Origin of the sequence: Microbulbifer harenosus (assembly GCF_005771435.1) — a bacterium.
Taxonomy (GTDB): Bacteria; Pseudomonadota; Gammaproteobacteria; order Pseudomonadales; family Cellvibrionaceae; genus Microbulbifer; species Microbulbifer harenosus.
In genome coordinates this window covers 198,043-222,115 of the sequence record NZ_VANI01000010.1, presented here as the reverse complement: position 1 = coordinate 222,115, position 24,073 = coordinate 198,043, and the positions used below count along the sequence as shown (strand labels likewise).

17 protein-coding genes are annotated in these 24,073 nt (G+C 59.2%); 6 read left to right on the top strand and 11 right to left on the bottom strand.

Annotated features, from left to right (window positions below; translation table 11 throughout):
• Positions 1 to 219: 219 nt before the first annotated feature.
• The 3 genes from FDY93_RS10405 to FDY93_RS10395 all read right to left on the bottom strand — a co-directional run bounded on the left by FDY93_RS10405 (position 220) and on the right by FDY93_RS10395 (position 3,913).
• Positions 220 to 1,410 (bottom strand): HlyD family secretion protein, encoded by a 1,191-nt coding sequence (locus FDY93_RS10405; RefSeq protein ID WP_138235673.1) that lies wholly within the window; start codon positions 1,408 to 1,410, stop codon positions 220 to 222.
• A gap of 15 nt (positions 1,411 to 1,425) precedes the next feature.
• Complete coding sequence (locus FDY93_RS10400) at positions 1,426 to 2,943, bottom strand: efflux transporter outer membrane subunit (RefSeq protein WP_138235672.1); 1,518 nt, start codon at positions 2,941 to 2,943, stop codon at positions 1,426 to 1,428.
• Positions 2,944 to 3,046: 103 nt separating this feature from the next.
• Positions 3,047 to 3,913, bottom strand: coding sequence for a carboxylate/amino acid/amine transporter (locus tag FDY93_RS10395; protein ID WP_138235671.1), 867 nt, complete (start codon positions 3,911 to 3,913; stop codon positions 3,047 to 3,049).
• An 18-nt stretch (positions 3,914 to 3,931) separates the two neighbouring features.
• On the opposite strand from FDY93_RS10395, the gene FDY93_RS10390 reads away from it, so the two are divergent.
• Positions 3,932 to 4,402, top strand: a complete 471-nt coding sequence (locus FDY93_RS10390) for a DUF6314 family protein (RefSeq protein WP_138235670.1) — start codon at positions 3,932 to 3,934, stop codon at positions 4,400 to 4,402.
• A gap of 263 nt (positions 4,403 to 4,665) precedes the next feature.
• On the opposite strand, the gene FDY93_RS10385 is transcribed toward FDY93_RS10390, so the two are convergent.
• The 3 genes from FDY93_RS10385 to FDY93_RS10375 all read right to left on the bottom strand — a co-directional run bounded on the left by FDY93_RS10385 (position 4,666) and on the right by FDY93_RS10375 (position 7,545).
• The gene (locus FDY93_RS10385; protein ID WP_138235669.1) at positions 4,666 to 5,463 is read right to left on the bottom strand and encodes a PhzF family phenazine biosynthesis protein; all 798 of its coding nucleotides are present in this window, start codon (positions 5,461 to 5,463) and stop codon (positions 4,666 to 4,668) included.
• A gap of 114 nt (positions 5,464 to 5,577) precedes the next feature.
• Entirely contained in the window at positions 5,578 to 6,855 is a 1,278-nt protein-coding gene (locus FDY93_RS10380) for an inorganic phosphate transporter (protein WP_138235668.1), read from the bottom strand.
• A gap of 12 nt (positions 6,856 to 6,867) precedes the next feature.
• Positions 6,868 to 7,545: a TIGR00153 family protein gene (locus FDY93_RS10375; RefSeq protein ID WP_138235667.1), complete on the bottom strand. Its 678-nt coding sequence runs from the start codon at positions 7,543 to 7,545 to the stop codon at positions 6,868 to 6,870.
• A 213-nt stretch (positions 7,546 to 7,758) separates the two neighbouring features.
• On the opposite strand from FDY93_RS10375, the gene tfpB reads away from it, so the two are divergent.
• Both tfpB and FDY93_RS10365 read left to right on the top strand, forming a co-directional pair.
• Positions 7,759 to 9,534, top strand: a complete 1,776-nt coding sequence (gene tfpB / locus FDY93_RS10370) for a type IV pilus assembly ATPase TfpB (RefSeq protein WP_138235666.1) — start codon at positions 7,759 to 7,761, stop codon at positions 9,532 to 9,534.
• A gap of 91 nt (positions 9,535 to 9,625) precedes the next feature.
• Entirely contained in the window at positions 9,626 to 10,528 is a 903-nt protein-coding gene (locus FDY93_RS10365; protein ID WP_138235665.1) for a PhzF family phenazine biosynthesis protein, read from the top strand.
• A 69-nt stretch (positions 10,529 to 10,597) separates the two neighbouring features.
• Here FDY93_RS10365 and FDY93_RS10360 read toward each other — a convergent pair whose 3' ends face one another.
• The 3 genes from FDY93_RS10360 to FDY93_RS10350 are packed head-to-tail and all read right to left on the bottom strand — an operon-like array spanning position 10,598 to position 15,430.
• Positions 10,598 to 11,557 carry a DUF4340 domain-containing protein gene (locus FDY93_RS10360; RefSeq protein ID WP_138235664.1) on the bottom strand — a complete coding sequence of 320 codons (960 nt, stop codon included), beginning with the start codon at positions 11,555 to 11,557 and terminating at the stop codon, positions 10,598 to 10,600.
• Positions 11,558 to 11,571: 14 nt separating this feature from the next.
• On the bottom strand, positions 11,572 to 14,481 hold the full coding sequence (locus FDY93_RS10355; protein WP_138235663.1) for a Gldg family protein: 2,910 nt from the start codon (positions 14,479 to 14,481) through the stop codon (positions 11,572 to 11,574).
• A complete protein-coding gene (locus FDY93_RS10350) occupies positions 14,471 to 15,430 on the bottom strand; it encodes an ABC transporter ATP-binding protein (protein WP_138235662.1) in 960 nt (319 codons plus the stop codon). The genes FDY93_RS10355 and FDY93_RS10350 overlap by 11 nt, the downstream gene beginning before the upstream one ends.
• 545 nt (positions 15,431 to 15,975) lie before the next feature.
• On the opposite strand from FDY93_RS10350, the gene glnE reads away from it, so the two are divergent.
• From glnE to FDY93_RS10335, 3 genes are all read left to right on the top strand, one after another.
• A complete protein-coding gene (gene glnE, locus FDY93_RS10345; RefSeq protein WP_138235661.1) occupies positions 15,976 to 18,840 on the top strand; it encodes a bifunctional [glutamate--ammonia ligase]-adenylyl-L-tyrosine phosphorylase/[glutamate--ammonia-ligase] adenylyltransferase in 2,865 nt (954 codons plus the stop codon).
• 198 nt (positions 18,841 to 19,038) lie between these two features.
• Complete coding sequence (locus tag FDY93_RS10340) at positions 19,039 to 19,998, top strand: branched-chain amino acid transaminase (RefSeq protein ID WP_138235660.1); 960 nt, start codon at positions 19,039 to 19,041, stop codon at positions 19,996 to 19,998.
• Positions 19,999 to 20,366: 368 nt separating this feature from the next.
• A complete protein-coding gene (locus FDY93_RS10335; RefSeq protein WP_138235659.1) occupies positions 20,367 to 21,365 on the top strand; it encodes a jacalin-like lectin in 999 nt (332 codons plus the stop codon).
• A gap of 77 nt (positions 21,366 to 21,442) precedes the next feature.
• On the opposite strand, the gene FDY93_RS10330 is transcribed toward FDY93_RS10335, so the two are convergent.
• Together FDY93_RS10330 and FDY93_RS10325 are read right to left on the bottom strand one after the other, a co-directional pair.
• Positions 21,443 to 22,687, bottom strand: a complete 1,245-nt coding sequence (locus FDY93_RS10330; RefSeq protein ID WP_138235658.1) for a glycosyltransferase family 4 protein — start codon at positions 22,685 to 22,687, stop codon at positions 21,443 to 21,445.
• A gap of 12 nt (positions 22,688 to 22,699) precedes the next feature.
• A complete protein-coding gene (locus tag FDY93_RS10325; RefSeq protein ID WP_138235657.1) occupies positions 22,700 to 24,070 on the bottom strand; it encodes a UDP-glucose dehydrogenase family protein in 1,371 nt (456 codons plus the stop codon).
• Between the last annotated feature and the right edge of the window lie 3 nt (positions 24,071 to 24,073).

Here is a 24,073-nt window from a genome sequence, read left to right as displayed (position 1 = left end):
GCAAATTGAGATCTCAGATCCGTGCGGTAGATAAGCATCTTTTTTTCAGGAATCTCTGGGTGATTCACCCTAGCTATTCAAAGATGTTATTCGGACGGATAGTTGTGTGAACCGGTCGGTCTACAAACCAGTCTACTTCCGGCAGAAACGCACCTTACCGACGAAGGAATTCAGAGCAAGACTTTCTTTCGGGTGGAAGGAAGGCGGCGCCATTGCATGTCAGTAAGCGTAAGTGAGATAGCTAAGTATTCGAATGTATAGCTTGCCGAGTTGACGCAAGATCGCATGGTCATCGGTATAGGCGATTACCGAGGCCTGACCGCCAACACGAAGTTGATTGAGGGCTTCGGGTGGCAGCGATGAGTCGAATTCCACCCGCACGGGAAACCGTTGTGCCTGGCGCAGCCAGTCGCGATTGTTTTGCACATCTGGCAGATCCCCCGGCACGGGTATGCGACCGGCATTCACACCTGCCCCGATATCCCGTACTCGACCTTTTAAAACCTGACCAGGTAGTGCGTCCAGAAGAATTTCTACCGGTGTGCCCTGCTTCAGATGGCCTAAATTGTTTTCCGTGTAATCCGCGCTGATCCAGAAATCCTCTTGGGAAATCAGAGTCAACACAGGGCTTCCGGTCCCAGCGTAGCGGCCAACTTCTGCGCGCAGATCGGTTATGACGCCATCAGTCTGCGCGACGACTGTGGTGTTATCGAGATCCAGTTGCGCTTGGTTAACCGCAGCCCTGGCGACTTTCAGCAGCGAGTTGTTGTGCTCTGAATCACCACCTTTCTGTTCGATGGCCTGTTGGATCGCGGCTTCCGCGGCGACCACTTGGGCGCGCGCTTGTTCCAGATCAGCACGGGCGATTTCCAGACGGCGCAGGGAGATAGTGCCTGGATCTTCGTCGCGCAGTCGCTTGAGGCGAGTGTAGTTTTGTTCCGCTTCCAGCCTGCCGGCGGTAGCAGCGCGCAGGTTGGCGCGGGCTTGTTCTACCGCAGCATCTCCGGCGGCGATCTGCTGCCAGGTGTTGTCGAGATTGGCACGTGCGCTCTGCAGCGCCAGTGCGTACTTGGTGCGGTCGATGGCAAACAGTTTTTCGCCTTCTTTGACCTGCTGATTGTTGTTGACCCACACCTCGGTAATCACCCCGGCCACTTTGGGCGCCACGCCCACCACATAGCCTTGCACCCGCGCCTGCGAGGTATAAGGGGTGAAACGGTCGGCGAGGAGGTACAGGCACAGAGAAGCGAGAATCAGTGCCAGCAGGACTTTCACACCGCGACCGACTGCCTGCGCGGAATCTTTCTGTTCGTTTTTTTGTGACACAGGCGCAGGGGTACCGGCGGCGTCCGCCGCGGCGATTTCGTCCAGGGTGTGCCGGTTGTCAGCGCTTGCTTCTCGGTCGTGCATTCAGGACTCAGGCATTCATGGAATGGGTTCTTGCAAAAGATCGCCCCAGTCGACGCGCTCTGTCATGCGGTAGCGCGTTTCCGCGGGAACGAGGTCGTCGATGCCTGCCTCGCGCCAGCCGCCGCCGAGGGACCGGTACAGTTCAATAATGGCAGTTACATGGTCACCGCGATTGATGACTACAAGGTCGGATTGCACAAACACCGCGGCCTGCGCGTCGAGCACCCGCTGGAAGTCGGAATAACCTTCCTGATACCGCCGCATGGCGATTTCCAACGAACGCTCTGCGGCGGTCAGGGATTCGTTGAGAATGCTCTGGCGGGCGTGGGTCTGGGCGATTCTGCTGGCAGCGTCGTCGGTTTCCCGCGCGGCCTGCAGTACGGTTGCGCGGAAGACTTCCAGTAACTGTTGTAGCCGCGCATCCTGCACACGCACGTTGTTCTCGATGCGCCCGTAACTAAAAATATTCCAGCGCAGTGCCGGACCTATGGCAAAGGTGGACACGTCCGGGATATTGTCGAGGCTGGTGCCGGCCCAGCCGAGGGTGCCGAACAGGGAGATGGCGGGGTAGAGGTCTGTGATGGCGACCCCGACCTGGGCGGATTGCGCCGCGGCCTGCCACGCCGCCGCGCGCACATCCGGGCGCCGCAGCAGCAGGCTGACCGGGGCCTCGTTCAGCGGAATCCGCCGAATGTCCGGGAGGCTGTCATCGACGCCGGCCAATTCCGGTAAATCCCCCGGCGCGCGCCCAAGCAGTGCGCACAGGGCATTGCGCTGCAGGCTCAGAGTGAGTTTCAGCGCGGGGATTGTCGCGAGCGTGGCAAGGAGCTGGGTGCGCGCCTGTTGCAGGTCCAGCTCCGATTCCTGACCGCTCGCGAACAGCGCGCGGGTGATCGCCACGTTGCGTTCCTGCAGGGCAATATTGCGCTGTGCTATGTCGATGCGCTGCAGGGTGGTCTTGTAGTCGTAGTAGCGTGTCGCTACCTCGGCAGCGAGCAACACCTGCCCGTCGCGCTGGTTGGCAATGGAGGCGAAGAATGCGGCGTCGGCGGACTCGATGCCGCGCCGGAAGCGACCCCAGAAATCCATCTCCCACTGGATGTTGAAGGCGATGTCACCTGTGCGGTAATCCCGGTGATCGTCGTCAGCCCCGCCGTGCAGATATTCGGATACATAGGCCGCGGCACCGTCGATCTGTTGCAGCTGCGGGTATTTGAGGCCGATGGCGATGCCGAGTGCGGCGCGGCTTTCGAGAATGCGCAGGCCGGCGATCTGCAGGGTGGGATTTTCAATACGCGCGATGGCGATCAGGTTGTTGAGCGTGGGGTCCCCTAGGCGCTGCCACCACTGACTCAAATCTGACGCGCCCGGTTCCTGATAGGCCTGACCGTACAGATCCGGCTGCCACGCCGACAACCAGGCCATATCCGGTTCGCGAAAATCGGGCCCGAGAGGGGCGCAGGCAATGGCGCTGGTCAATAACAGCGCGGAAATTGGCCGGAAAAATGCGGAACGCAGCGTCGCACGGCTCATTGCGCGCGATCTTTGCTGGGGTTGTCCGCGGCGTCCATCCATCACGTTCCTTGTGCGCGGCGTAGGCGGGGCGTAGGTCGGCAGAAAGTATAGCAATCGCCTTTCAGCGGGAATTTCGCTCGCGCTGGTGCCATTCGCTCAGTACAACGGCAGCGACGATGAGGGCGCCGCCGATGGCGAGACGCGGCAGATCCGCGTCGCGGTTCCAGATCAACAGGTTCACCAGCAACCCCGCCGGAATCAGCGCATTGTTCATCGCCGCCAGGGTACCGGGGGAAACCTGGGTGGCGCCCTTGTTCCACAGGAAATAGCCGAGTCCCGAGGCTACGGCGCCGAGCCACAGTAACACGCCCCACTGGACTGGCGTGGTGGGGTATTTGGCGGTGCCGAGGGCGAACCAGGCAATACCGGCCACGATACTGGCGCCGATAAAAAACCAGCCGAAAGTCTGCCGCGGCGGCAGCGATTTCGTGCGCGCGTGGGAGGATTGCATAAACTGCCTGTAGGCCACCTGGCCTGCCGCAAAGCAGAGGTTGGCGCCCTGCACCACAAAAAAGCCTTTCCAATAATCGCCGCTCAGGTTGTCCCAGCGGATGATGGCGGCACCGAGCACGGCGATGGCGGCCACCAGTAAATTCCAGGGCGAGAAGCGCCGCGCCAACAGGTCGTAGATCAGGGCGATGTACACCGGCGTGAAAATGGTAAACAGCAGTACTTCCGGTACGCTCAGCAGCAGAAAAGATTGATAGTAGAACAGATACATCAGTCCCAGCTGCACGGCGCCGATGGCGATAAGCGTCAGCGCGATGCGCGGCGGTGTGCGCCAGTTGAGAAATGGCAGGAATATCAGGGTGGCGAGTAGTACCCGGGTGAGTACGGCAAAATAGCTGTCGACCTGGCCGGCGAGATAGACGCCGATCAGACTGAAGGAAAGGGCCCACAACAGGGTGATGAGTATCAGCAGAAACATGAATAGGAAGTTTGTCCGGTGACGATTGGCCTGGATTACATATCGCTCGCGGCGTTGGCGCAACTGTGCGAGCGGTTAAAGAAAGTCCGTGCTTTCAGTTTCAATGCCAGCAATGGTCCGGGCTCGCAGACCAATTGGCGTGGGCATGGGCGCGGGGAGGTGGAGGTTACCAGTTTTGGCGCGCACATTCTGTTTGCGGAACGGGCGAAGTTTACCGATGCGGATGGTCACAAAATTGACTTGCAAAATACTTACCGCTGGACGCGCTGTGTGGACTTTGTGCGGCTGGAGCATCTGCGGCGGGAGGAGCCGGTGATGTTGTTCAATCTGGTGCCTGTTACCGAGCACGGGTTCCGTCACCAGTCGCCGCATCTGTGTGGGGAGGATACCTACACCGCCGATCTGATTCTTCATCCGGATGAGATTGAGTTGATCTGGCAGATTGATGGGCCGCGGAAGAATGAGCGGTTGCATTACCATTACTGGTAAATGGGTATTACCGGTAAAGGGCATTAATACTTGATTGATTCCCGTGGTTATCGATTTATGGTTGCTCGAAGCAAATTGGTCTAATGAAGGTCGATATGAAGGTGGCGATACCGGGTGCGCTTTTGCGAGACCTTCCGCGAGAGGGACCTCGCGGAAGAGCCCCCATGGATGGGTTGAGGGGGAGCGCCTAGCTCGTGTCTCGCAAAAGCGCACCCGGTAGCGGTACCGCCACAGAGTAGGAACGAACAGGTACCACCGTAGAATTACAAACTGATCTGTCCTCGCAGATACGTCACCGCGCGTCCGCGCATGATTACCCGCTCACCTTTCAATTCACAATCCAGCTCGCCACCGCGCGGTGAAATCTGTTTTGCCTTGAGTGAGGTCTTGTCGAGTTTCTGTGCCCAGAACGGCACCAGTCGGGTGTGTGCAGAGCCGGTCACCGGATCTTCGTCGATGCCGATGGCGGGGGCAAAGAAGCGGCTGACGAAGTCGCAGTCGAAGCCGTCGCCGGGAGCGGTGCAGATCAGGCCTTTGTAGGGCAGGTTTTTTACGGCGCGGAAGTCCGGGGCGAGCTCGGCGACGATGTCGGCGGAGGGGAACTCCAGCAGCAGCTGGTCGTTGGAACCGACCACTTCCATGGCTTTGACTGGAGCTGTACCGAGTGCCTGTGTGTAGCTTTCGTCGAGTGGGATTTCGCTGTTTTTCTGCGCGGGGAAGTCCATTGCCAGCAGGTCGCCCTCTTTGCGCACGATCAGCTCGCCGCTGCGGGTGTGGAAGTGGATTTCGCTGTCGGTAAAACCCAGTTCGGTCCACAACAGGTGCGCGGTGACGAGGGTGGCGTGGCCGCACAGGGGGACTTCTTCACTGGGGGTGAACCAGCGCAGTTCGAAGCCGTTGCCGGCGGGCACGGTGAAGGCGGTTTCGGCGAGGTTGTTCTCCGCGGCGATCTGTTGCATCAGCGCGTCGTCGAGCCAGCTTGTGAGGGGAATGTAGGCGGCGGGGTTGCCTTTGAACAGTTTGGAGGTGAAGGCGTCGGCCTGGTAGATGGACAATTGCATGGGAATTTACCTCCTCGACTGCGGGAATGAATAACAAATGAAAAAGGGAGCGCGAGGCTCCCTTTTTAACAGGCGATGGCGCTAGTGGCCATCGCTAATCGGCATATGGCCGCCTTACCAGCCAAACACACCTTTGAAAAAGAAGAAGAACAGGATGGCCAGGCCCGCGCCGGCGGGCAGGGTGACGATCCAGGAGGCGACGATGGTGGTGATCATGCGCAGGTTGAGTGCGCCGATACCGCGCGCCAGGCCCACCCCGAGTACCGCGCCCACCAGGGTGTGGGTGGTGGAGATAGGTAGGCCTGTGCCGGAGGCCAGAACCACGGTAGAGGCGGCGCCCAGCTCGGCGGCAAAGCCGCGGCTGGGGGTCAGCTCAGTAATCTTCTGGCCGATGGTGGCCATCACCTTAAAGCCGTAAGTGGCGAGGCCCACCACGATACCGACACCACCGAGCAGCAGGATCCACGACGGCATCACCGCTTTGGCAGTTACCGCACCCTGCTGCACCGTGTTTACAATCGCTGCCAGTGGGCCGACGGCGTTGGCCACGTCGTTGGAGCCGTGAGCGAAAGCCATGGCACAGGCGGTGAAAATCATCAGGATGGCGAACACCCGCTCCACGTTGGCAAAGCGGTTGCTGCGCTCGCGCTCGGGGTCGCGTTTGATGCGCTTGATCATCGCCATGCCCACGCCCATCACGATCAGGCCGACAACGCCGGCGATCAGCGCGTCCTGCCAGAAGACCAGATTGATGTTCGCGTCTTTCAGCACGTGCTTGAGGCCCTTGGTGAGGGTCACCATGGCGATCATCCAGCCCACTGCGAACATATAGACTGGGATGTAGCGTTTGGCGTTGGTAAATGGATCTTCGGTGTTGAGGATCAGCCGCTGAACGCTGCGGAACAGCAGGAATGAAAAGGTGCCAGCCAGTACCGGTGAGACGACCCAACTGGCGACGATACTGCCCACCTTGCCCCAGGCCACCGCGTCTACGGAAATGCCCACCGCCGAGAAGCCAACGATGGCGCCGACGATGGAGTGCGTGGTGGACACTGGCCAGCCCAGCACACTGGCGATGGCCAGCCAGGTACCGGCGGCCAGCAGCGCAGAGAGCATGCCGTAGATCAGCAGTTCGGGATTATCGGTAAACAGATCCGGGGAAATGATCCCCTTGCGAATGGTGGCAGTTACTTCGCCACCGGCCAAATAGGCGCCGGCGAATTCGAAGATCATGGCGATGATGATCGCCTGCTTGATGGTCAGCGCGCGGGAGCCTACGGAGGTTCCCATGGCGTTGGCCACGTCGTTTGCGCCCACGCCCCAGGCCATAAAGAAGCCGAAGACGCAGGCCAGAATCAGGAAGATGTGGCCGTACTGTGCAATGATTTCCATGGAATTCCCCCTTTAACGCGCCAGCAACAATTGCAATCGGTTGCCGACAGCGTGCGCGCGGTCGGCCAGGTCGCCGACCCACTCGATGACGCGATAGAGGAAAATCACATCCACGGGAGGCAGTTCTTTTTCGATCTTGAACAGGGCAGCGCGCACCTGAACTTCGAGTTTGTCGGATTTGCGCTCGAGTTCGTCCAGCTCTTCGGTCATGCGCTGGGCGATATCCACTTCGCGCCCGGCGAAGCCGGACTCCAGCAGCTCATCCAGCTCGTTAATGGCGGTGAGGGCCTGGGCGGAGGCGGCTACGGCGCTCTCGACGAAGGTCTGCATCTGCGTGCGCAGAGCCTCGGGTACCAGCATCTGGCGGCCGATGGCGAGACCGGCGATGTCCTGGGCGGTGTTGGCCACTTCGTCCTGGGCGTGCAACAGCTCCAGCAGGTCGGTGCGGGAAACCGGCATGAACAGACTGTCCGGCAGGTGCAGGCGCAGATCTTTCTTTATGTCGTCGGCGCGGTTCTCGGTCGCGGAGATGCGCTGCTGGATGGTTTTGGCGGTGTCGAAGTCCTCATGCATAAGGGCTTCGAAGAAGGGCACCAGATCCGCTGACGCCTCGTGGGCGGTCGCCATGTGCTCCTTGATGGGCTTGATCGGCGAGCGGCCGAACAGGTTGGCGATATTGGACAGGGGCATGGTCTGTTCCTTTTTCCGGTCCTGACAGTTGGTTGAAAAGCCACCGGGGCGGCCAAATTTGGCGGCATGGTACCCCAACATCTGCCGAGGGCACAGTGACGCCTGTTTTTGACTAAAGGGTCTCGGCAATTTTCTGCGGACCGGTCGCACTGTTGCCGTCCGCCATAAAAGCTACAATGCGCCATCACACTAAGCGTAGACGGGTGCAAGGGTATGGCTGTGAGCAGAATGGCAGACAGGTTTCTCGACCTGGCGGGGTTGCTGGAAGACCTGGTGAGCCAGGGCTATGTGGGCCGCCCGGACGCCAATCGCCTGATCGGTACCCCGCGCACCGCGGAGCAGGCGCAGATGCACCCGCTCAGCTATATCGCCAGCTGTGAGCTGCCCAACCTGAAAAAGCCCGGCAAGGTGCTGGATGCGTTCTTTCTTACCCAGTGGCTGGCGGATACCTCCTCCCACGGCCTGTACCACATCGACCCGCTGAAGGTGAATGTAGCGGCGGTGACTGAGGTGATGAGCTTCCAGTTCGCCAAACGCCACCAGATTCTGTGTGTGGAGGCCAGCAAGGAGATGCTGCTGGTGGCCACCGCCCAGCCCTACACCTCCGGCTGGGAGGAGCAACTGGAACACACCAGTGGTCGCACCGTGCAGCGGGTGGTGGCAGACCCCGCGGACATCAAGCGCTATTGCACCGAGTTCTACTCCCTGGCCCACTCCATCACCGGCGCCAGCGGTCTCAAGGGCACGTCCGGCGCCAACAATTTCGAACAGCTGCTGGAACTCGGCAACCTGAAGGACCCGGAGGCCAATGACCAGCACATCGTCAATATTGTCGACTGGCTGCTGCAGCACGCCTTCGACCAGCGCGCCAGTGACATCCATATCGAGCCGCGCCGGGACGTGGGGCGCATCCGCTTCCGCATCGACGGCATCCTGCACCCGATCCACGAACTGCCGGACCAGGTCAACGCCGCTGTCACCAGCCGCCTGAAAATTCTCGGGCGCATGAACGTGGCAGAGAAGCGCAAACCCCAGGACGGCCGCATCAAGACCAAGCGCCCGGACGGCAGCGAGGTGGAACTGCGCCTCTCCACCCTGCCCACCGCGTTCGGTGAAAAGCTGGTGATGCGGATCTTTGATCCCGAGGTACTGGCGCGTTCCTACCACGACCTGGGCCTCGCCGGCGACGATCTGGCCCGCTGGCAGACCATGCTCGGGCGCCCCAACGGTATTGTGCTGGTCACCGGCCCCACCGGCTCCGGTAAAACCACCACCTTGTATACGGCGCTCAAGCAGCTGGCTTCGAGCGAGGTGAATGTTTCCACCATCGAAGACCCTATCGAGATGGTCGAGGAAAATTTCAACCAGACCCAGGTCCATCACAGCATTGGCCTGGATTTCGCCGCCGGCATCCGCACCCTGATGCGGCAGGACCCGGACATCATCATGGTGGGGGAGATCCGCGACCTGGAGACTGCACAGATGGCGGTGCAGGCCGCGCTCACCGGTCACCTGGTGATTTCCACCCTGCACACCAACGACGCGCCCACTGCCGTGACCCGCCTGCTGGACCTTGGCTTGCCGCACTACCTGCTGAAATCCACCGTGCTCGGGGTGATGGCCCAGCGCCTGGTGCGCACCCTGTGCCCCAACTGCAAGCGCAAGGCAGAGATCAGCGACGAGGACTGGCAGGCGCTGGTGAAACCCTGGAAGGCGCCCAAGCCCGAGGTGGTGTATCAGCCGGAGGGCTGCCTCGACTGCCGCAACACCGGTTACCGCGGCCGCCAGGGCATCTACGAAATCCTGCTGTTTTCCGAGGGTGTGCAGGCGCTGGTCACCCACGACTGCGACCTGCAACTGGTGCGCCGCCAGGGCATGCGCGAGGGAATGAACAGCCTGCGGTTATCCGGCGCGCGCAAGGTGGCAGCGGGAATTACCACCGTACAGGAAGTTCTGCGGGTGGCGCCGCCACCGGATATCGCTTTCTGATTTCGCGCGCTGTGTTTGCATTCTCTCGCCGATACGCCATAGTCAGGGAAGCGACCGCAATGACGGATAAACAATAAAAAGGACGATAAAGATGACGATTGAATACGCTTTGCTGGATGTATTTGCCAACGCCCCATTTCAGGGCACCCAGATCCCGGTGGTGAACCTGGCGGGCCACACTCTGGATGAAGCGGCAAAAAAAGCCATCGCCAGCGAATTCCAGCAGACCGAGACCGTTTTTATCCAGCCGGAACATCCCGTTCCCGCCAGCGTATACACCGCTAAAGGCCCGCAGCACTTTGGTGCCCACACCATCCTCGCCGCTTCATTTATGGCCTTTGAGCTGGGGCTCAGTAAAAGCGAAGGGGCCTTTGCCTCGTTTCTGCTGGAACAGGACAGTGGGCTGATCGAAAGCTTTATCGATGACCGGGACGGTGTGCCAGGCGCGATCCAGTTTGCCCGCGTGCTGTCGCCCACTGTCGACCGCTACACCCCGGAAGTGGCCCGCCTCGCGGCGGCGCTCAACACCGAGGAAAAGCATATTTCCTTCAGTAAATATAAATCCATGGTGGTGAGCGTCGACCGGCCCACTCTGATCGTGCCGTTCACCCGCCCCGAGCATGTCGTGGCGGCGAGCCTGAATCACGAGCGCTGGGCAGAATTACTGGGAGATATGTACACTTCCGAGCTGTTCCTGTTTGCACCGGGCTCCATTACCGGCGGCACTGAGTTTCACGGTCGCCTGCTGAATCCCGGTTTGGCGAAAGACGTGTATCCGCCCATCGGCAATGTAATGCCGGAATTCATTGCCTACCTTGCCGAGCAGCAGGAAACCGCCACGGGCACCCACACCTTTTCCGTAGATCGCGGCAGCGTGGCCACTCGCAAGAGTGTGCTGCATGTGGAGTTTGATAAGAAAAATGGCCGGGAAGTACGCTGCCGTATCGGCGGCAATGTGATCAAGATGGGAGAGGGCAAGCTGTTCTACTCATGACCTTGCTCGGCAATAATGAGCACCCAATAAAAAACCGCGCGGTTGCGCGGTTTTTTATTGGCGAGTGAATTACGCGGCTGGATCTTCCGAATCCTCCTGTTTATCACCTTCCGCGGTTTGTTCCTTTTCCTCCCGCTCCACCAGTACCAGATTGTCGTGGCGCTTGTCCGTTACGCGATCGAAGTCGTACTTGGCGATTTCAAACACCTGCTCGCGGTCACTCCGGCGCACATAGTATTTGTCGTCCGCGTGCAAGAAGCGGTAGCGCAGTTCGCCGTCTTTGGTCTGCACAAGTACTTCGGTTTCCTCGACTTCTGGCACCTCGGAAACTGGTGCGGTGATACGCAGCTTCTCCAACGCACTGGCGAGCTCGCGGGCTTTGCCGGGGTCCACTGCGGGCGCGGCTTCACTGCCAGTGTCTGCGAATTTCCAGTTTTCGCCATCTTTGCGCAGCTGGTAGTCGGGCCCTTCGATGTGCTCGATGTCGCCGGCGGCAAGCAGGGTTTTGTCCAGCCAGCTGTCGGCATTTTCCGGCAGGTCGAAACTGTTCAGTTCCACCGCATAGATGGCGTCGTCTCCGGCGCGGCGCACGTGCACTTTGCGGAAACCGGGCGAGGTACCCACAAACAACTCCAGCGCTGGCGTGTCGCCCTCCGCGGTGTACAGCTTCAGGTGTTTGCGGAATTTGTCTTCCGCCACCTCAAAGCGCTCGCGGGCGCTCGCGCTGGTGGCCACCGGCCAGTTGCCTTTGAGCGCGGTGAGTTTTTCCAGCAGTGTGTCGAGCTTGTCGCTGTCGACCGGCAGATCGTGCAGGTCCGGCAACTGCCACTGGCCGTTTTTTCTGGCCAGGGTGACGCTGTTGCCGTCGCCGGCAATTTCCAGACGCTTGAGTGCGTCGGTTTCGGCGTCTACCAGCCGGGTCTGCTGGGCCTGCGCCTGTTGCCGGGCACTTGCGTCCCAGAACAGGCCCGCGGCCAGTACCAGCTGCAGTGCCAGCACTCCGCTCAATATTTTTTGCAGATTCTTCATGCTTCCGTTCCTCCTCAGCCGGCCAGCAGCTGCTGATAGCGCTGCTGGCGGGCGCGACTGCGCAGGGTCTGGATCAGGGCGACGATGCCCAGTGCCAGCAGCGCGGCGATATAGTTCAGGGTTTCCCAGAACAGGCGGCTGTCCTGTTCCATCGGCGGCAGGGTGCGGTTGAAGTGGCCGCGGGCGCGGATGCCGAGCAGGCCGGCGTCTTCGAGAGACCAGTCCACGCTGTTGGCCGCCAGCTGCAGGGTGTTGAGGTAGTCGCCACCGGTGGCCGCGCCGCTCATGCGCACCACCTGATCGCGCAGGAAGTCGTTGGAGGCGAACAGGATGATGCGCGCGGATTCCGGCGAGCGGCTGATCTGGCTCGGCAGATTGTCCAGTTCGGTCGCGTCAGTTGCAGCTTCTTCTTTGTCTTCTGTTACTTCTTCCGACTGCTGCGCCAGCGGCGAGGGCTTGTCGGCGAAGTAGGAGTCGAAGCGCCCGGCACTCACCACGCCCAGCAGCTGCGAGGCGCGCTCGCCCTCGGGGGTGAAGGCGCTGATCTGTCCGTCCACGTAGCGCGGCATCACGCTGGTGCTGCTGGACAGCCAGGAATCCTGCGAGCTGTGCAGCAGCGGGGTGATGGTGCGCGCGGCGGACTTCTCCTCGTCCACGCGGATTGGCGACGCCCAGCTGAGGGTGGCCTGGGGCAGGCTGCCGGTGATGGGGTTGTCGGCGTTCAGGCCGTCGCCGCGCACGTCGATAAAGTAGGGGTAGTCCAGCATGCGCAGTTCCTGCAGCTGGAAGCCGCCCACATTGCGGGTCACCGGCACCGGGAAGGCGCTATTCTGCGGGTCCAGCACCAGTTTGTTGTCCACCTTCAGGCCCATATGGTCGAGCCAGCTTTCCAGACCGCTGTTGACCCGGTTCAGGCTCAGGCTGCGGTTGGACAGGTTGGCGCTGTACGGGGAGGTGGCGGCGATCACGGTGCCGCCCTGCATCAGGAACTGGTCCACGGCATACAGGGCCTTTTCGCTCAGGTTGCGCGGCGCCAGCAGCATCAGGATATCCGCGTTGCCGGAGACGCGACCGTCGCTCAGGTCCTCGCGCTCCACATTCAGCTCGGCGCCGAGCAGGGTTTCCAGCTGGCTGAAGCGGGCACCGCCGCCCATGCCCTGGCTGAAATCGTCCGCCGGCGTCACCAGCGCCACGGTCTTGGTAAAGCCGCTGGCAAAGCGCTTGATGCCCGCTTCCAGATTGCGCTCGAAGGTGTCGGCGCTGAGGTCGTCCAGCGGGATCTGCACCACTTTGTCATGCTGTTCATCGCGGGCGAGGGTTAGGTAGAAATAGAAGGGGCGCCCGACCAGGCTCGCGGCCATGGGCTGGAAGCCGTAGTCCTCGGCGATCTGCTGTGCCACCACACCGCCGTCCGCCTGCGGGTCGACAAATTCGACACTCAGGCGGTCGCCGGCGTCGGCCTGCATTTTTTCCACCGACGTGCGGATGGACTGTTTGAACTCCGCCAGCTGTTCAGGCAACTGTTCTTCGGCGGACACATAGGCGGTAAACGCCAGCTTGCCCTGCACCGTGTCGAACAGGTTGCCCTCGCTCTGGTAGCTCTGCAGAACTTTCTTGATCGCGCGGGTGAGGTCGTATTCCGGGTTGCGCAGCTGCACGTCGATATCCGCCTCGCGCTCCGCATTCACCTCGATCAGATCGCGGAAGCCCAGTACCTCGTACTCGTCACCGTACTGCACCAGCACATCGAAATAGGAGCTGACGATGGAAGCCTGGTAGCGGTCCGCCACCTGGAAGGGCACCGGCGCTATGCCGTATTTGCGGTTGGCTTCCTCTTCCAGTTCCGGTTCCTGGGTCGGGTCGATGATTTCCACCCGCACGCGGCCGTCGCCGGCCACTTCATATTCCCGCAGCAGGTCGCGCATCTGCGGTACCAGCGGAGCTAACAGTGGATGGGTTTTGCCGCTGAAATAACCGCGGATCAGCAGCGGTTCCTGCAGCTGGTCCAGATACTGCTCGGTAGCCGGGGAGATGGAATACAGATTGCCCTCGGTCACATCCGCGCGCAGGGATTTCAATTGCCCCAGCCACAGGTTGGCCCCCAGGGCGTTGACCACTAGCAGAGCGGTAACCGTCTGCCAGGCGCGGCGGTGCTTGCGATCGCCGCCGGCGGCCCAGCGCTCGCGCTCCAGCACCAGCGTATTGAGGGCCAGGAACACCGCGCACAGGCTCAGGTAGTAATAGAGGTCCGGCAGATCGATGACGCCGCGGGTGATGGCGTCAAAGCGCGCACCGGTGCTTAGGCTGCGCAGCCACTCGCCGGCGCTGTTGCCGAAAAAGTCGGTGAGCAGCGGTGTGCCGACCAGGTAGAAAACCCCGCACAGGGCCGATGCCACAATCAGGCTGACGATCTGGTTGCTGGCTCGGGCGGACACGAACAGGCCGATACTCAGATACGCGGCCCCCAGCAGAAAGGTGGCGAGATAACCCGCCCACACCGGGCCCCAGTCCAGCTCGCCGATCAGCGCCACGGTGATGGGCAGCGGCAGGGTGATGGCCAGCGCAATGCCGAGCAGCGCTAAGCAGCCGACAAACTTGCCCACCACAAACTGCCACAGCGGAGCGGGTTGGGTGAGGACATGTTCCAGCGTGCCTTTGGCGCGCTCGTCGCTCCACAGGCGCATGGTGAGCGCGCTGCTAAGGAAAATCAGCAGCAGCGGCATCCACTCGAACAGTGGGCGCACGTCGGCGATGTTGCGGGCAAAAAAGGCCTCGCCCCAGAAAAACACGAACAGGCTCACCGCGGCAAAGGTGGCGAGGAACAGATATGCCACCGGCGAGGCAAAAAACAGGGTGAGTTCTTTGGCGGCGACACGCTGGATCAGTTGTCTGCCGCTGACTTGAACGTTGGAATCAGGCCGCATCTTCCATTGCCTCCGTGTGTTGTTCTTTGTTGTTTTCATTTACCTGACGGAACAGGCTTTCCAGGTCCCGCTGTTCCGGTTGCAGGCGGTAGAGTTCGCCTCCGGCGGCAATCAGCGTGCGCGCGATGGTCGCGCTGGCGCTGCGCAGGTTGGCACCCTCTGCGAGGACGATGCGGAACTGCCCGGCAGTTTTCAGAGCCTCTACCCTGTGAATACCCTGCTCCTTGCCAAGGCGCGCGAGTACGTCGCGGGCATCGGTGGCGGAGGTCTCAAGCCAGATACTGTTGGCGCGGCGCAGGCGGTCGAGTTTTTCATCTACCGCGAGGCTGCCACTGTGAATGATCAGCACCCGGTCACACAGGGCTTCCACTTCCTGCATGATGTGGGTGGAGAGGATCACGGTGGCTTCGCGCGCGATGTCTTTTATCAGTGCGCGCATCTGCCGGGTCTGTGTCGGATCGAGGCCGTTGGTGGGCTCATCCAGGATCAGCAGCCGCGGGCGCCCGAGGATGGCCTGGGCGACGCCGACGCGCTGTTTGTAGCCCCGTGAGAGGGTGTGGATGCGCGCGTGCAGTTTGTCGCCGAGCTCCGTGGCTTTGATGGCGCGGCGGATTTCGTCGATTTTTTCCTGGCCGTCGAGGCCTTTCAGTGAGGCGGCGTAGTCGAGGTAGTCGGCGACGCTCATCTCTCCATAAACCGGAAGATTTTCCGGCAGGTAGCCCAATTGCCGTTGCAGGGTTTTGGGCTTGTCGGCCATGTCGATGCCATCAATCTTTACGCTGCCGGTATCCGGTTCCAGATAGCCGGAGAGCATTTTCATGATGGTGGTTTTGCCGGCGCCGTTGTGGCCGAGCAGGCCGACAATTTCGCCTTTGCCGATGTTAAAACTGACGCCGTCGACGGCTTTGAAGTCGCCGTAGCAACGGCTGAGGTGGGTGACTTCCAGCACCTTGTCCTCCTTTTGGTTTGGTTGTCAGGGGGTGGTGGTAATGCTTCGGGGGTTTAATCAGCTCCGTGGCGGCGCCACTGTCCGGTACAGCCTTGCGAGACACGCCGTAGACCCATCCATGGGGGCTCTTCTAAAACATCCCTGTTTTAGAAGGTCTCGCAAGGCTGTACCGGACAGTGACGCCTTCGCGCGAAGTTGAGTGGTAATAATTCGAAAGTGATTACGGTGGTGGACGCGAGATGGGCAGGTAGATGGGTACGCGTCGCATGGCGCGGCGACAGGTTGCCGCGGCCCGGAAGTTATGGGGGTGCTTGAGGTGAAGTGTGTAATCAGTCGAAATAGTCATGCTCGTAAAACGGGGTGGCCCGCAATAAAAACAGGGTTCTGACGAAAGATTGGTGGCAATGGATCGTCGGTTAGATAGGGTCTTCTAAAGAAAGTTCAAGAGCGCGGGCGCAGGGCGGCGAGGATTCCGGTGACGGCCAATGTATACTCAGGCTCTTACCGTAAAGATGGGCTGGAGCCCGTTCACAGGAGAAGCCCGGATGCCATTGACCGATCTCTGCCCCCCGCAACACCAATCCCTGTTTGCCCAGCGCTGGAATACCTGGAGCGCTGCAGTCGGTATGGAGGCTGCTGCGCAGGTTGAGTCTTTGCTGGCGGATAGAGCGAAGGCCATGAGTGTGGCCCGGGGGTTTGTGGGCTCGGATTTTTTTGTGCAGCAGTGCACGCGCCAGCCGGATCTGTTGCCGGCGCTGCTGGCGGAGGGCGATTGCGGCCTGGTGGCTCCCGCGCTGGATGAACTGGAGAGCGAGGAGCAGCTGGAGCGTGCGCTGCGTCGGTTGCGCAACCGGGTGAATGCGGAGGTAATCTGGCGGGATTTTGCTGGCCAGTGGGATATTCCCGCTGCCTGTGCGCGACTTACCGGGCTGGCAGAAGTGTGCATTCAAGCAGCGCTCGATTGGCACTGGCAGTCGCTGGTTGCGCGTCATGGGCAACCGCGCAACCGCGAGGGCGTCGCGCAGCCGATGATCGTGCTGGGCATGGGCAAGCTGGGGGCGCGGGAGCTGAACCTGTCGTCGGATATCGATCTGATTTTTGCCTACCCGGAACCCGGACAGAGCGATGGTCAGAGCCCGTTGGAAAACCAGGCGTTTTTCCAGCGCCTGGGCCAGCGGCTGATCAAGTCCCTCGACGCTACCACCGCCGACGGCTTCGTATTCCGTGTGGATATGCGCCTGCGCCCCTACGGCGACAGCGGTCCGCTGGTGAGCCACTACGCCGCGCTGGAGGACTACTACCAGACCCAGGGGCGCGAGTGGGAGCGCTACGCCATGATCAAGGCGCGCCCGGTGGCCATGAGTGGTGAAGGTGCGGCGGAGGCGGCGGAGGAATTGATGGAGCTGCTGCGCCCGTTTACCTATCGCCGCTATATCGATTTCAGCGTGATTGAAGCGCTGCGGGAAATGAAAACCCTGATCCAGCGCCAGGTGCGCGCGCGCGGCATGACCGACAACATCAAGCTGGGCCGCGGTGGTATCCGTGAGGTGGAATTCATCGCCCAGGCCTTCCAGTTGATTCGCGGCGGGCGCGAACCAGACCTGCGGGTGCGCAATATTCTCAAAGTGCTGCCGCTGCTGGAGGCCGGTGGGCATCTGCCCGAAGGTTGCGCGGCGCAGCTGCGCGAGGCCTATCTGCTGTTGCGCCGGGTGGAGCACGGCCTGCAGGCGGAAAAAGACCAGCAGACCCAGACCCTGCCAGCGGAGCCTGCGCGTCGCGAGCAGTTGGCGTTCGCTCTGGGCTATGCCGACTGGACGGCATTGGCGCTGGAACTGGCGGAAGCCCGCGCGGTAATTGAGCGGGAATTCGACGAGGTGATCGCGCCGCCGGAAGAGAGTGGCGAGATCAATCCCAGCGAGCAGTGGCAGATGTTATGGGCCGGTTGTGCGCGTGCGGAGGAGCGGGATACCTGGCTGGAACAGTTGCATGAGGGCGGCTTTCAGCCCGCGTCCAAAGCACTGGAAATCCTCGCCGAGTTGCACGGAGACCGTATCGTTGCCGCGCTGCCGGCGTCCGGTCGCCAGCGTCTGGACCAGACCATGCCGCTGTTGCTGGCGGCGGCGTCCGAAGTGAGTGAGCCATTACTGGCGCTGGCGCGGGTGATGCCGCTACTGCGCTCGATATTGCGCCGCAGTGCCTATCTGGTACTGATCATTGAGAACCCGCCGGTGCTGGCGCAGCTGCTGCGGCTGTGCAGCGCTTCGCCGTGGATCGCCGAGCAACTGGCGCGCCACCCGATCCTGCTGGATGAAATGCTCGACCAGCGCCGCCTGTTGCAGCCGTCCACGGCAAAGGACATCGCCGACGATCTGCGCCAGCACATGCTGCGGGTGGACCCGGAAGACCTGGAGGCGCAGATGGAAGCGTTGCGCCACTTCAAGCAGGGCCAGAGCCTGCGCACCGCAGCCCAGGAAATTACCGGCGCGCTGCCGCTGATGAAAGTGAGCGACTCGCTGACCTGGCTCGCCGAGGCGATTCTGCAGCAGTCGCTCGCGCTCGCCTGGCAGCAGGTGACGGAAAAACACGGTGCGCCGGCGAATACCAGCGCAGAGGAAATGCGCTTTGCCATCGTCGCTTACGGCAAGCTCGGCGGTCTTGAGCTCGGTCACGGCTCGGATCTGGATATCGTATTCGTGCACGACGCCGAGGCGCAGCAGTACACCGACGGCGAGAGACCCATCGACAACCTGAGTTTCTACACCCGTCTCGCCCAGCGCCTGATTCATATTCTGCAGACCCGCACCCTGAGCGGTCCGCTGTATGAAGTGGATACCCGCCTGCGTCCATCCGGTAATTCCGGCCTGCTTGTCACCTCGCTGGCCGCGTTCGAGAAATACCAGCGTGAGAGCGCCTGGACCTGGGAGCACCAGGCGCTGGTGCGCACCCGTCCGGTGGCGGGCAGTGAACGCCTCGGCGCGGCATTCGAAGCCCTGCGAACCGACCTGTTGTGCTCCCAGCGTGACGAGCAGAAATTGCGCGATGAGGTGGTAGAAATGCGCAATAAGATGCGTGCACAGCTGGATAAGAGCAATGATCGGGAATTCGATCTCAAGCATGGCCGGGGCGGTATTGTCGATATCGAATTTATGGTTCAATATGCCGCATTGGCCTGGGCGCATAGCGCCCCATCAATCGTGCGATATACCGACAATATCCGCATTCTTGAGAGCCTCACCGAGGCGGGCCTGATGCCGGCCCACCAAGCCGAGCATTTGATCGACGCCTACAAAGCCTACCGATCAGAAGGTCATCGCCTGGCATTACAACAGCTGCCGGGGGTTGTATCCGGTGACCACTTCGAAGCGGAAAGAAAGACCGTTGAAAAAACCTGGCAGCAGATACTGGGCTGAAGCAACTCCCCCGGGAGAGTTTCCGTCACCAGTGTCTAAATTGGCTGCCCGCTTAAACTGTTTTTCACTGGCTCTGTGCTGTAGGAGCCAGCCTGCTGGCGAACTGATTCGATCCTCCCGCTTGTTCCGGGCTCGATTTCCCTCCCCAGGCCTAGACTCCTACAGAGTGCGTAACTGAATTCTTGCAGGAGTTTCCCCATGTCTTTTGCCGATAGAGACGGCGTTATCTGGTTTGATGGTGAGCTGGTTCCGTGGCGCGATGCGCGTGTCCACGTACTCACCCACACTTTGCACTACGGAATGGGCGTGTTCGAAGGCGTGCGCGCCTATCAGACCGCCGACGGCGGCACCAGCATCTTCCGCTTGCAGGAGCATACCCGCCGCCTGTTCCGCTCCGCCAAGATCATGAACATGCCCATGCCGTGGGATGCCGAGCAGCTGAATGAAGCTCAGCGTCTGGTGGTGCGTGAAAATGGCCTGAAGGAGGCCTACCTGCGCCCGATGGCGTTTTACGGCTCCGAAGGCATGGGTCTGCGCGCTGACAAGCTCGAAACCCATGTAATTGTCGCCGCCTGGGAGTGGCCGAGCTACATGAGCCCCGAGGCCCGCGAGCTGGGTATCAAGGTCAACACCTCGTCCTACACCCGCCACCACGTGAACATCGCCATGTGCAAGGCGAAGGCCAATGGCAACTACATCAACTCCATGCTGGCGTTGCAGGAGGCAATCCGCAACGGCTGCGAGGAAGCCCTGCTGCTGGATCCGGAAGGCTACGTGGCCGAGGGCAGCGGTGAGAATTTCTTCCTGGTGAGCGACGGCGTGATCTACACCCCGGAACTGACCTCCTGTCTCGACGGGATTACCCGCAAGTCGGTAATCCAGCTGGCGGAGGAGTGCGGCTACAAAGTGGTGGAAAAACGCATCACCCGCGACGAGGTGTATATCGCCGACGAGGCCTTCTTCACCGGCACCGCGGCGGAAGTCCTGCCCATCCGCATGCTCGACGGCCGCACTATAGGCGCGGGCCGCCGCGGACCCATCACCAAACGTCTGCAGCAGATGTATTTCGATGCGGTGCAGGGCAAGAGCCAGGCGCATATGGGGTGGCTCAGCGATGTGTCTAATGACGGAATCAATGAGCGTCTCGCCGCAGTTTAATCGTTCAAAGCTCTTCTCCGTGTAGGGGGAGAGCTTTTCGCCTTTCTTTTTTCTCTCTCTTTATTTCATTCCCTGAGATTTGTCTGTTTCTAAATATTAAGTTTCTCGATCTGAATTGGGGGCGTGTTTTTCAACGGTAAGCAATACAGAATATTGGTTCGGTCTACTAATTTCTCGCATTTATTCTGTAGCTTCTGATGCGTGGGTACCAGTTCCGGAATTTTTCCGATACGTTCGTGCCTATTGCGCTGGTTCTGTCTGCATTTTTTGAAAAAACTTGCTAATCCGCAAAGATTGCGCTTTACGCGTCTAATTTCAGTGCTTAGTATCTCGCCGCCTAAAATCATCAATGGAAGGTGAAATTATTTATGCGCAAGAGTATTTTTCTTTTTCTTTTTATTGTTTTTCCCGCTGTAGGGTTTGCAAAAAATTACTGGCAGGGACCTGTCGGCGGCACTGGGGGGAATTACTTTCAGACCGTTGTGGCGGATCATGAGCGTGTCTGTGGGGTTTATATCCGACATGGAAGCCGGATTGATGCGATTCAATTGAAAGTTTGCGACAAAAGTGGAAATTCGTATCGTTCACAGAGGTTTGGTGGGGGTGGCGGTAGTGAGTCCTTTTTTGCCATTTCCAGTGCTGAATATCTTAGTGGTTTGAAGGTCTACCTTGGTAGGCGAGATGGCGGTGAGCGCATTTTTGGGTTGCAGCTTGAAAAAAATAGAATTGGAAGCTCGTCTTCCTCCACCAGAGTCACTTCACCACTCTACGGAACCAAGACAACTAAGCTTCTCATTCAGGATGGTGTGTCATATCAATCAATATCCCCCTTTGATTATTCCGTTCCGGGAATTGTGGGGCTTTTCGGGCGGGCGAACAAAGAGCTGGATGCAGTAGGTCTGGTGTTTTCTGATGGGCAGCGCGGCAATGATCCAGATAATTTATTGCGCACCGCTATCGGCGGAAAGAATGGAGTTTATGACGACTTTTTTCAATTTACCGATGGGAATATTTGCAGGTTTGATGTTCGCCATGGAAGTCGAATCGATGGCTTGAGGTTCAAGAAGTGCACTGATAATGGTGGTTCCTTATATTCCCCGTGGTACGGTGGTAGCGGCGGTTCGATAAGTAGTTTTATCCTTCAGGATGGGGAATTTCTTGTTGCGATAAGGGGGTCCCTGGTTACCCGTAATGGTCGCGTTACACTTTCATCCATCTATTTTGTAACCAATAAAAGAGTGTCTCCGATATTTGGGGAGACTACATCTCGTGAATACAAAGTGGAAATTCCTGTGGGTAAGGCAGTGTATTTATTGCAGGTAGAGAGCAAGGATGAGATAACCTCCTTGGGGGTTTGGACTTTGTAAGTTCTGAGTACACGTATCCATTGGTCCGGCTGTGCAGGTTTACCTGTGCAGCCGAAGCGTTGATGTTTTCTTGCTTTTTAACTTGATTCTTTGTTTGCTTGCTTTTGGTGTTTCATTTTTTTGCATAGATCGTAGAAGTTGTCAGCTATGTCGTTACGGTTATACTTTTTCATCTGGTTAAACGCGAGCGCGATTTCCCTGTATGTTTGATTAATTGCCCAGCTTTTTATGGAGTTTGCCAGTGATTCAGGATCAGGAGGGAAGTACTCTATCGCTTTGTCGAGAGGGCTTTCGATTATGTAGTTGGAGGGGATTAGCGACGGTTTTCGATATCGTAAAATGTCGTTTTCAACTCCTGACATTTTGCTCTTGCCGTAAACTTCCCGATATTTTTTGAAGTGAGTATCAATCTTTATTGGAGCGACAAAAAAATCCACTGATGCCACCTTCTTTTCAAATTCCTCTGCTGGCACGTAATCAGTGCTGTAATCTAGGTGGAATCTGTCAGATGTCAGGCTCTCAAAGTTCCGGATAATATTGCCAACCTGCTTATGTCCGGCGTTGCCCAGTAGGGTCAGTTTGACTCGTGGGGAGTTGGGGTCTTGCAGGTATTTTCTAAGCGCGCGGTAAACCAAAGTGAAGTCTTTCTTGCAGTTGGTCACTTTGCCAGTGATGGCAATATTGATTGTATCGCGTTGGTTGATGTCTGGGATTTTCCTGAGTTCTTTTTCTCCAAGGTAGCCAAAAGGCAACACCGGGTCGAGAATCTTTTGTGGGTCTACCCAGTTGTGGTCTTTGACATAGTGAGTGATGGTTTCATTAGGAAACATCACATAGTCAATTTTTTCAAATAGGCTTTTCCTGAGGTTCCACTCCCGGCCGATCAGCACTTTGCGCAACAGGTGGGAGAGTATGGCAGGGCTGTTTAATACCGGGTTCCGAAAGTGTCTGAGCGGGCTCAGGTCGCAGTGAGCATTGTGGATCCTGATGATCGCCGGAGCGGTAAAGCGAATGCGGTTTACCTCTTTCCAGTAACCGGCGACGGTATTGAAATAGATGATGTCGGCAGATGCGAAGACCGGTGCCATTCTCTGTAGAAAATCGGCAATGTATTCTTCCGGCTTCTTGAGTTGAATATCAAGGCGCGGGTCACTGCCTGCTGAAGGCAGGCCAGAATCTTTGTAAACCTTGGGTATGGTGACAAGGGTTAGCTTGAAATTATTCAGCTTCAGGGTGTCGTAAAGATTCTTCAGCAGTTCACCGTGGTGGTGCAGTTCCAGCACCACCAGGTGAATGGTTTCGGGCTTGCCTTGTTCGGGCATATGGGACTTTCTCTAAATGGAACTCGGTTGCGTTGCTGGGGGGAGGCTGGCTTTAGCTTGCGGGCGCCCCACACAGAAGTATTCAAACCCGGCTTCTGCCATATCCAGCGGATCGTAGAGGTTGCGACCGTCGAATACCACCGGCGTTTTCAGGCTGTCGCGTACGGTATTGTGGTCCAGTGATTTGAACTGCTGCCACTCGGTGGCAATGATCAGCGCATCCGCGCCGGACAGGGCGCTGTCGCGGGTGCCGCACAGTTGCAGGTCGTCGCGATTTCCGTAGATGCGCTCGCACTCGTGCATGGCTTCCGGGTCAAACGCGCGCACCTTCGCTCCCATATCCCACAGGTTTTCCATCAGCACGCGGCTGGGTGCCTCGCGCATGTCGTCGGTGTTGGGCTTGAATGACAGGCCCCACAGCGCGAAGGTCATACCGGAGAGATCCTTGCCGTAGCGCTGCACGATTTTTTCCAGCAGGTAGTGCTTCTGGCGCTGGTTGCGCTCTTCCACCGCGTTCAGGACTTTGGGTTCGAGCCCCAGCTGGGTTGCGGTGGTTTTCAGAGCCTGCACATCTTTGGGGAAGCAGGAGCCGCCGTAGCCGATGCCGGGGTAGATGAAATGGTAGCCGATGCGCGGGTCGGAGCCGATGCCCTGGCGCACGGCTTCAATGTCCGCGCCCACTTTGTCGGCAATCACCGCCATCTCGTTCATGAAACTGATTTTGGTGGCGAGCATGCAGTTGGCCGCGTACTTGGCCAGTTCCGCGCTGCGCACGTCCATCACGATGACCTTGTCGTGATTTCGGTTGAAGGGCGCATACAGCTGGCGCATCTTCTGCTCGGATGCGTGTTCGCTGGTGCCGATAATGATGCGGTCCGGCTTCATACAGTCCGCCACCGCCGAGCCTTCCTTGAGAAATTCCGGGTTGGAAATCACATCGAACTCAAGGTTTAGCGCGTTGCGCTCCTGCAGTGTGCGGGTCACCTGCTCGCGTACCTTGTCTGCGGTGCCCACCGGTACGGTGGATTTGTTAATGATGTATTTCTTGCCACTCATGTGCTCGGCGATGGTGCGCGCCACTGCGAGTACGTAGCGCAGATCGGCGGAGCCGTCCTCGTCCGGTGGTGTGCCGACGGCAATGAAAATCAGGTCTCCGTGGGCGACGCCAGCGGCGGCATCGGTAGTGAAGTTGAGATTGCCGGATTCGTTGTTGCGCTTGACGATCGGTTCCAGGCCCGGCTCGAAGATCGGGATATGACCCTGCTTCAGGCGCTCAATCTTGTTTTCGTCGATATCCACGCAGGTAACCCGGTGGCCGGCTTCCGCCAGTACAGCGGCTTGTACCAGGCCCACATAGCCGGTGCCAAATACGGTAACGTTCATTTG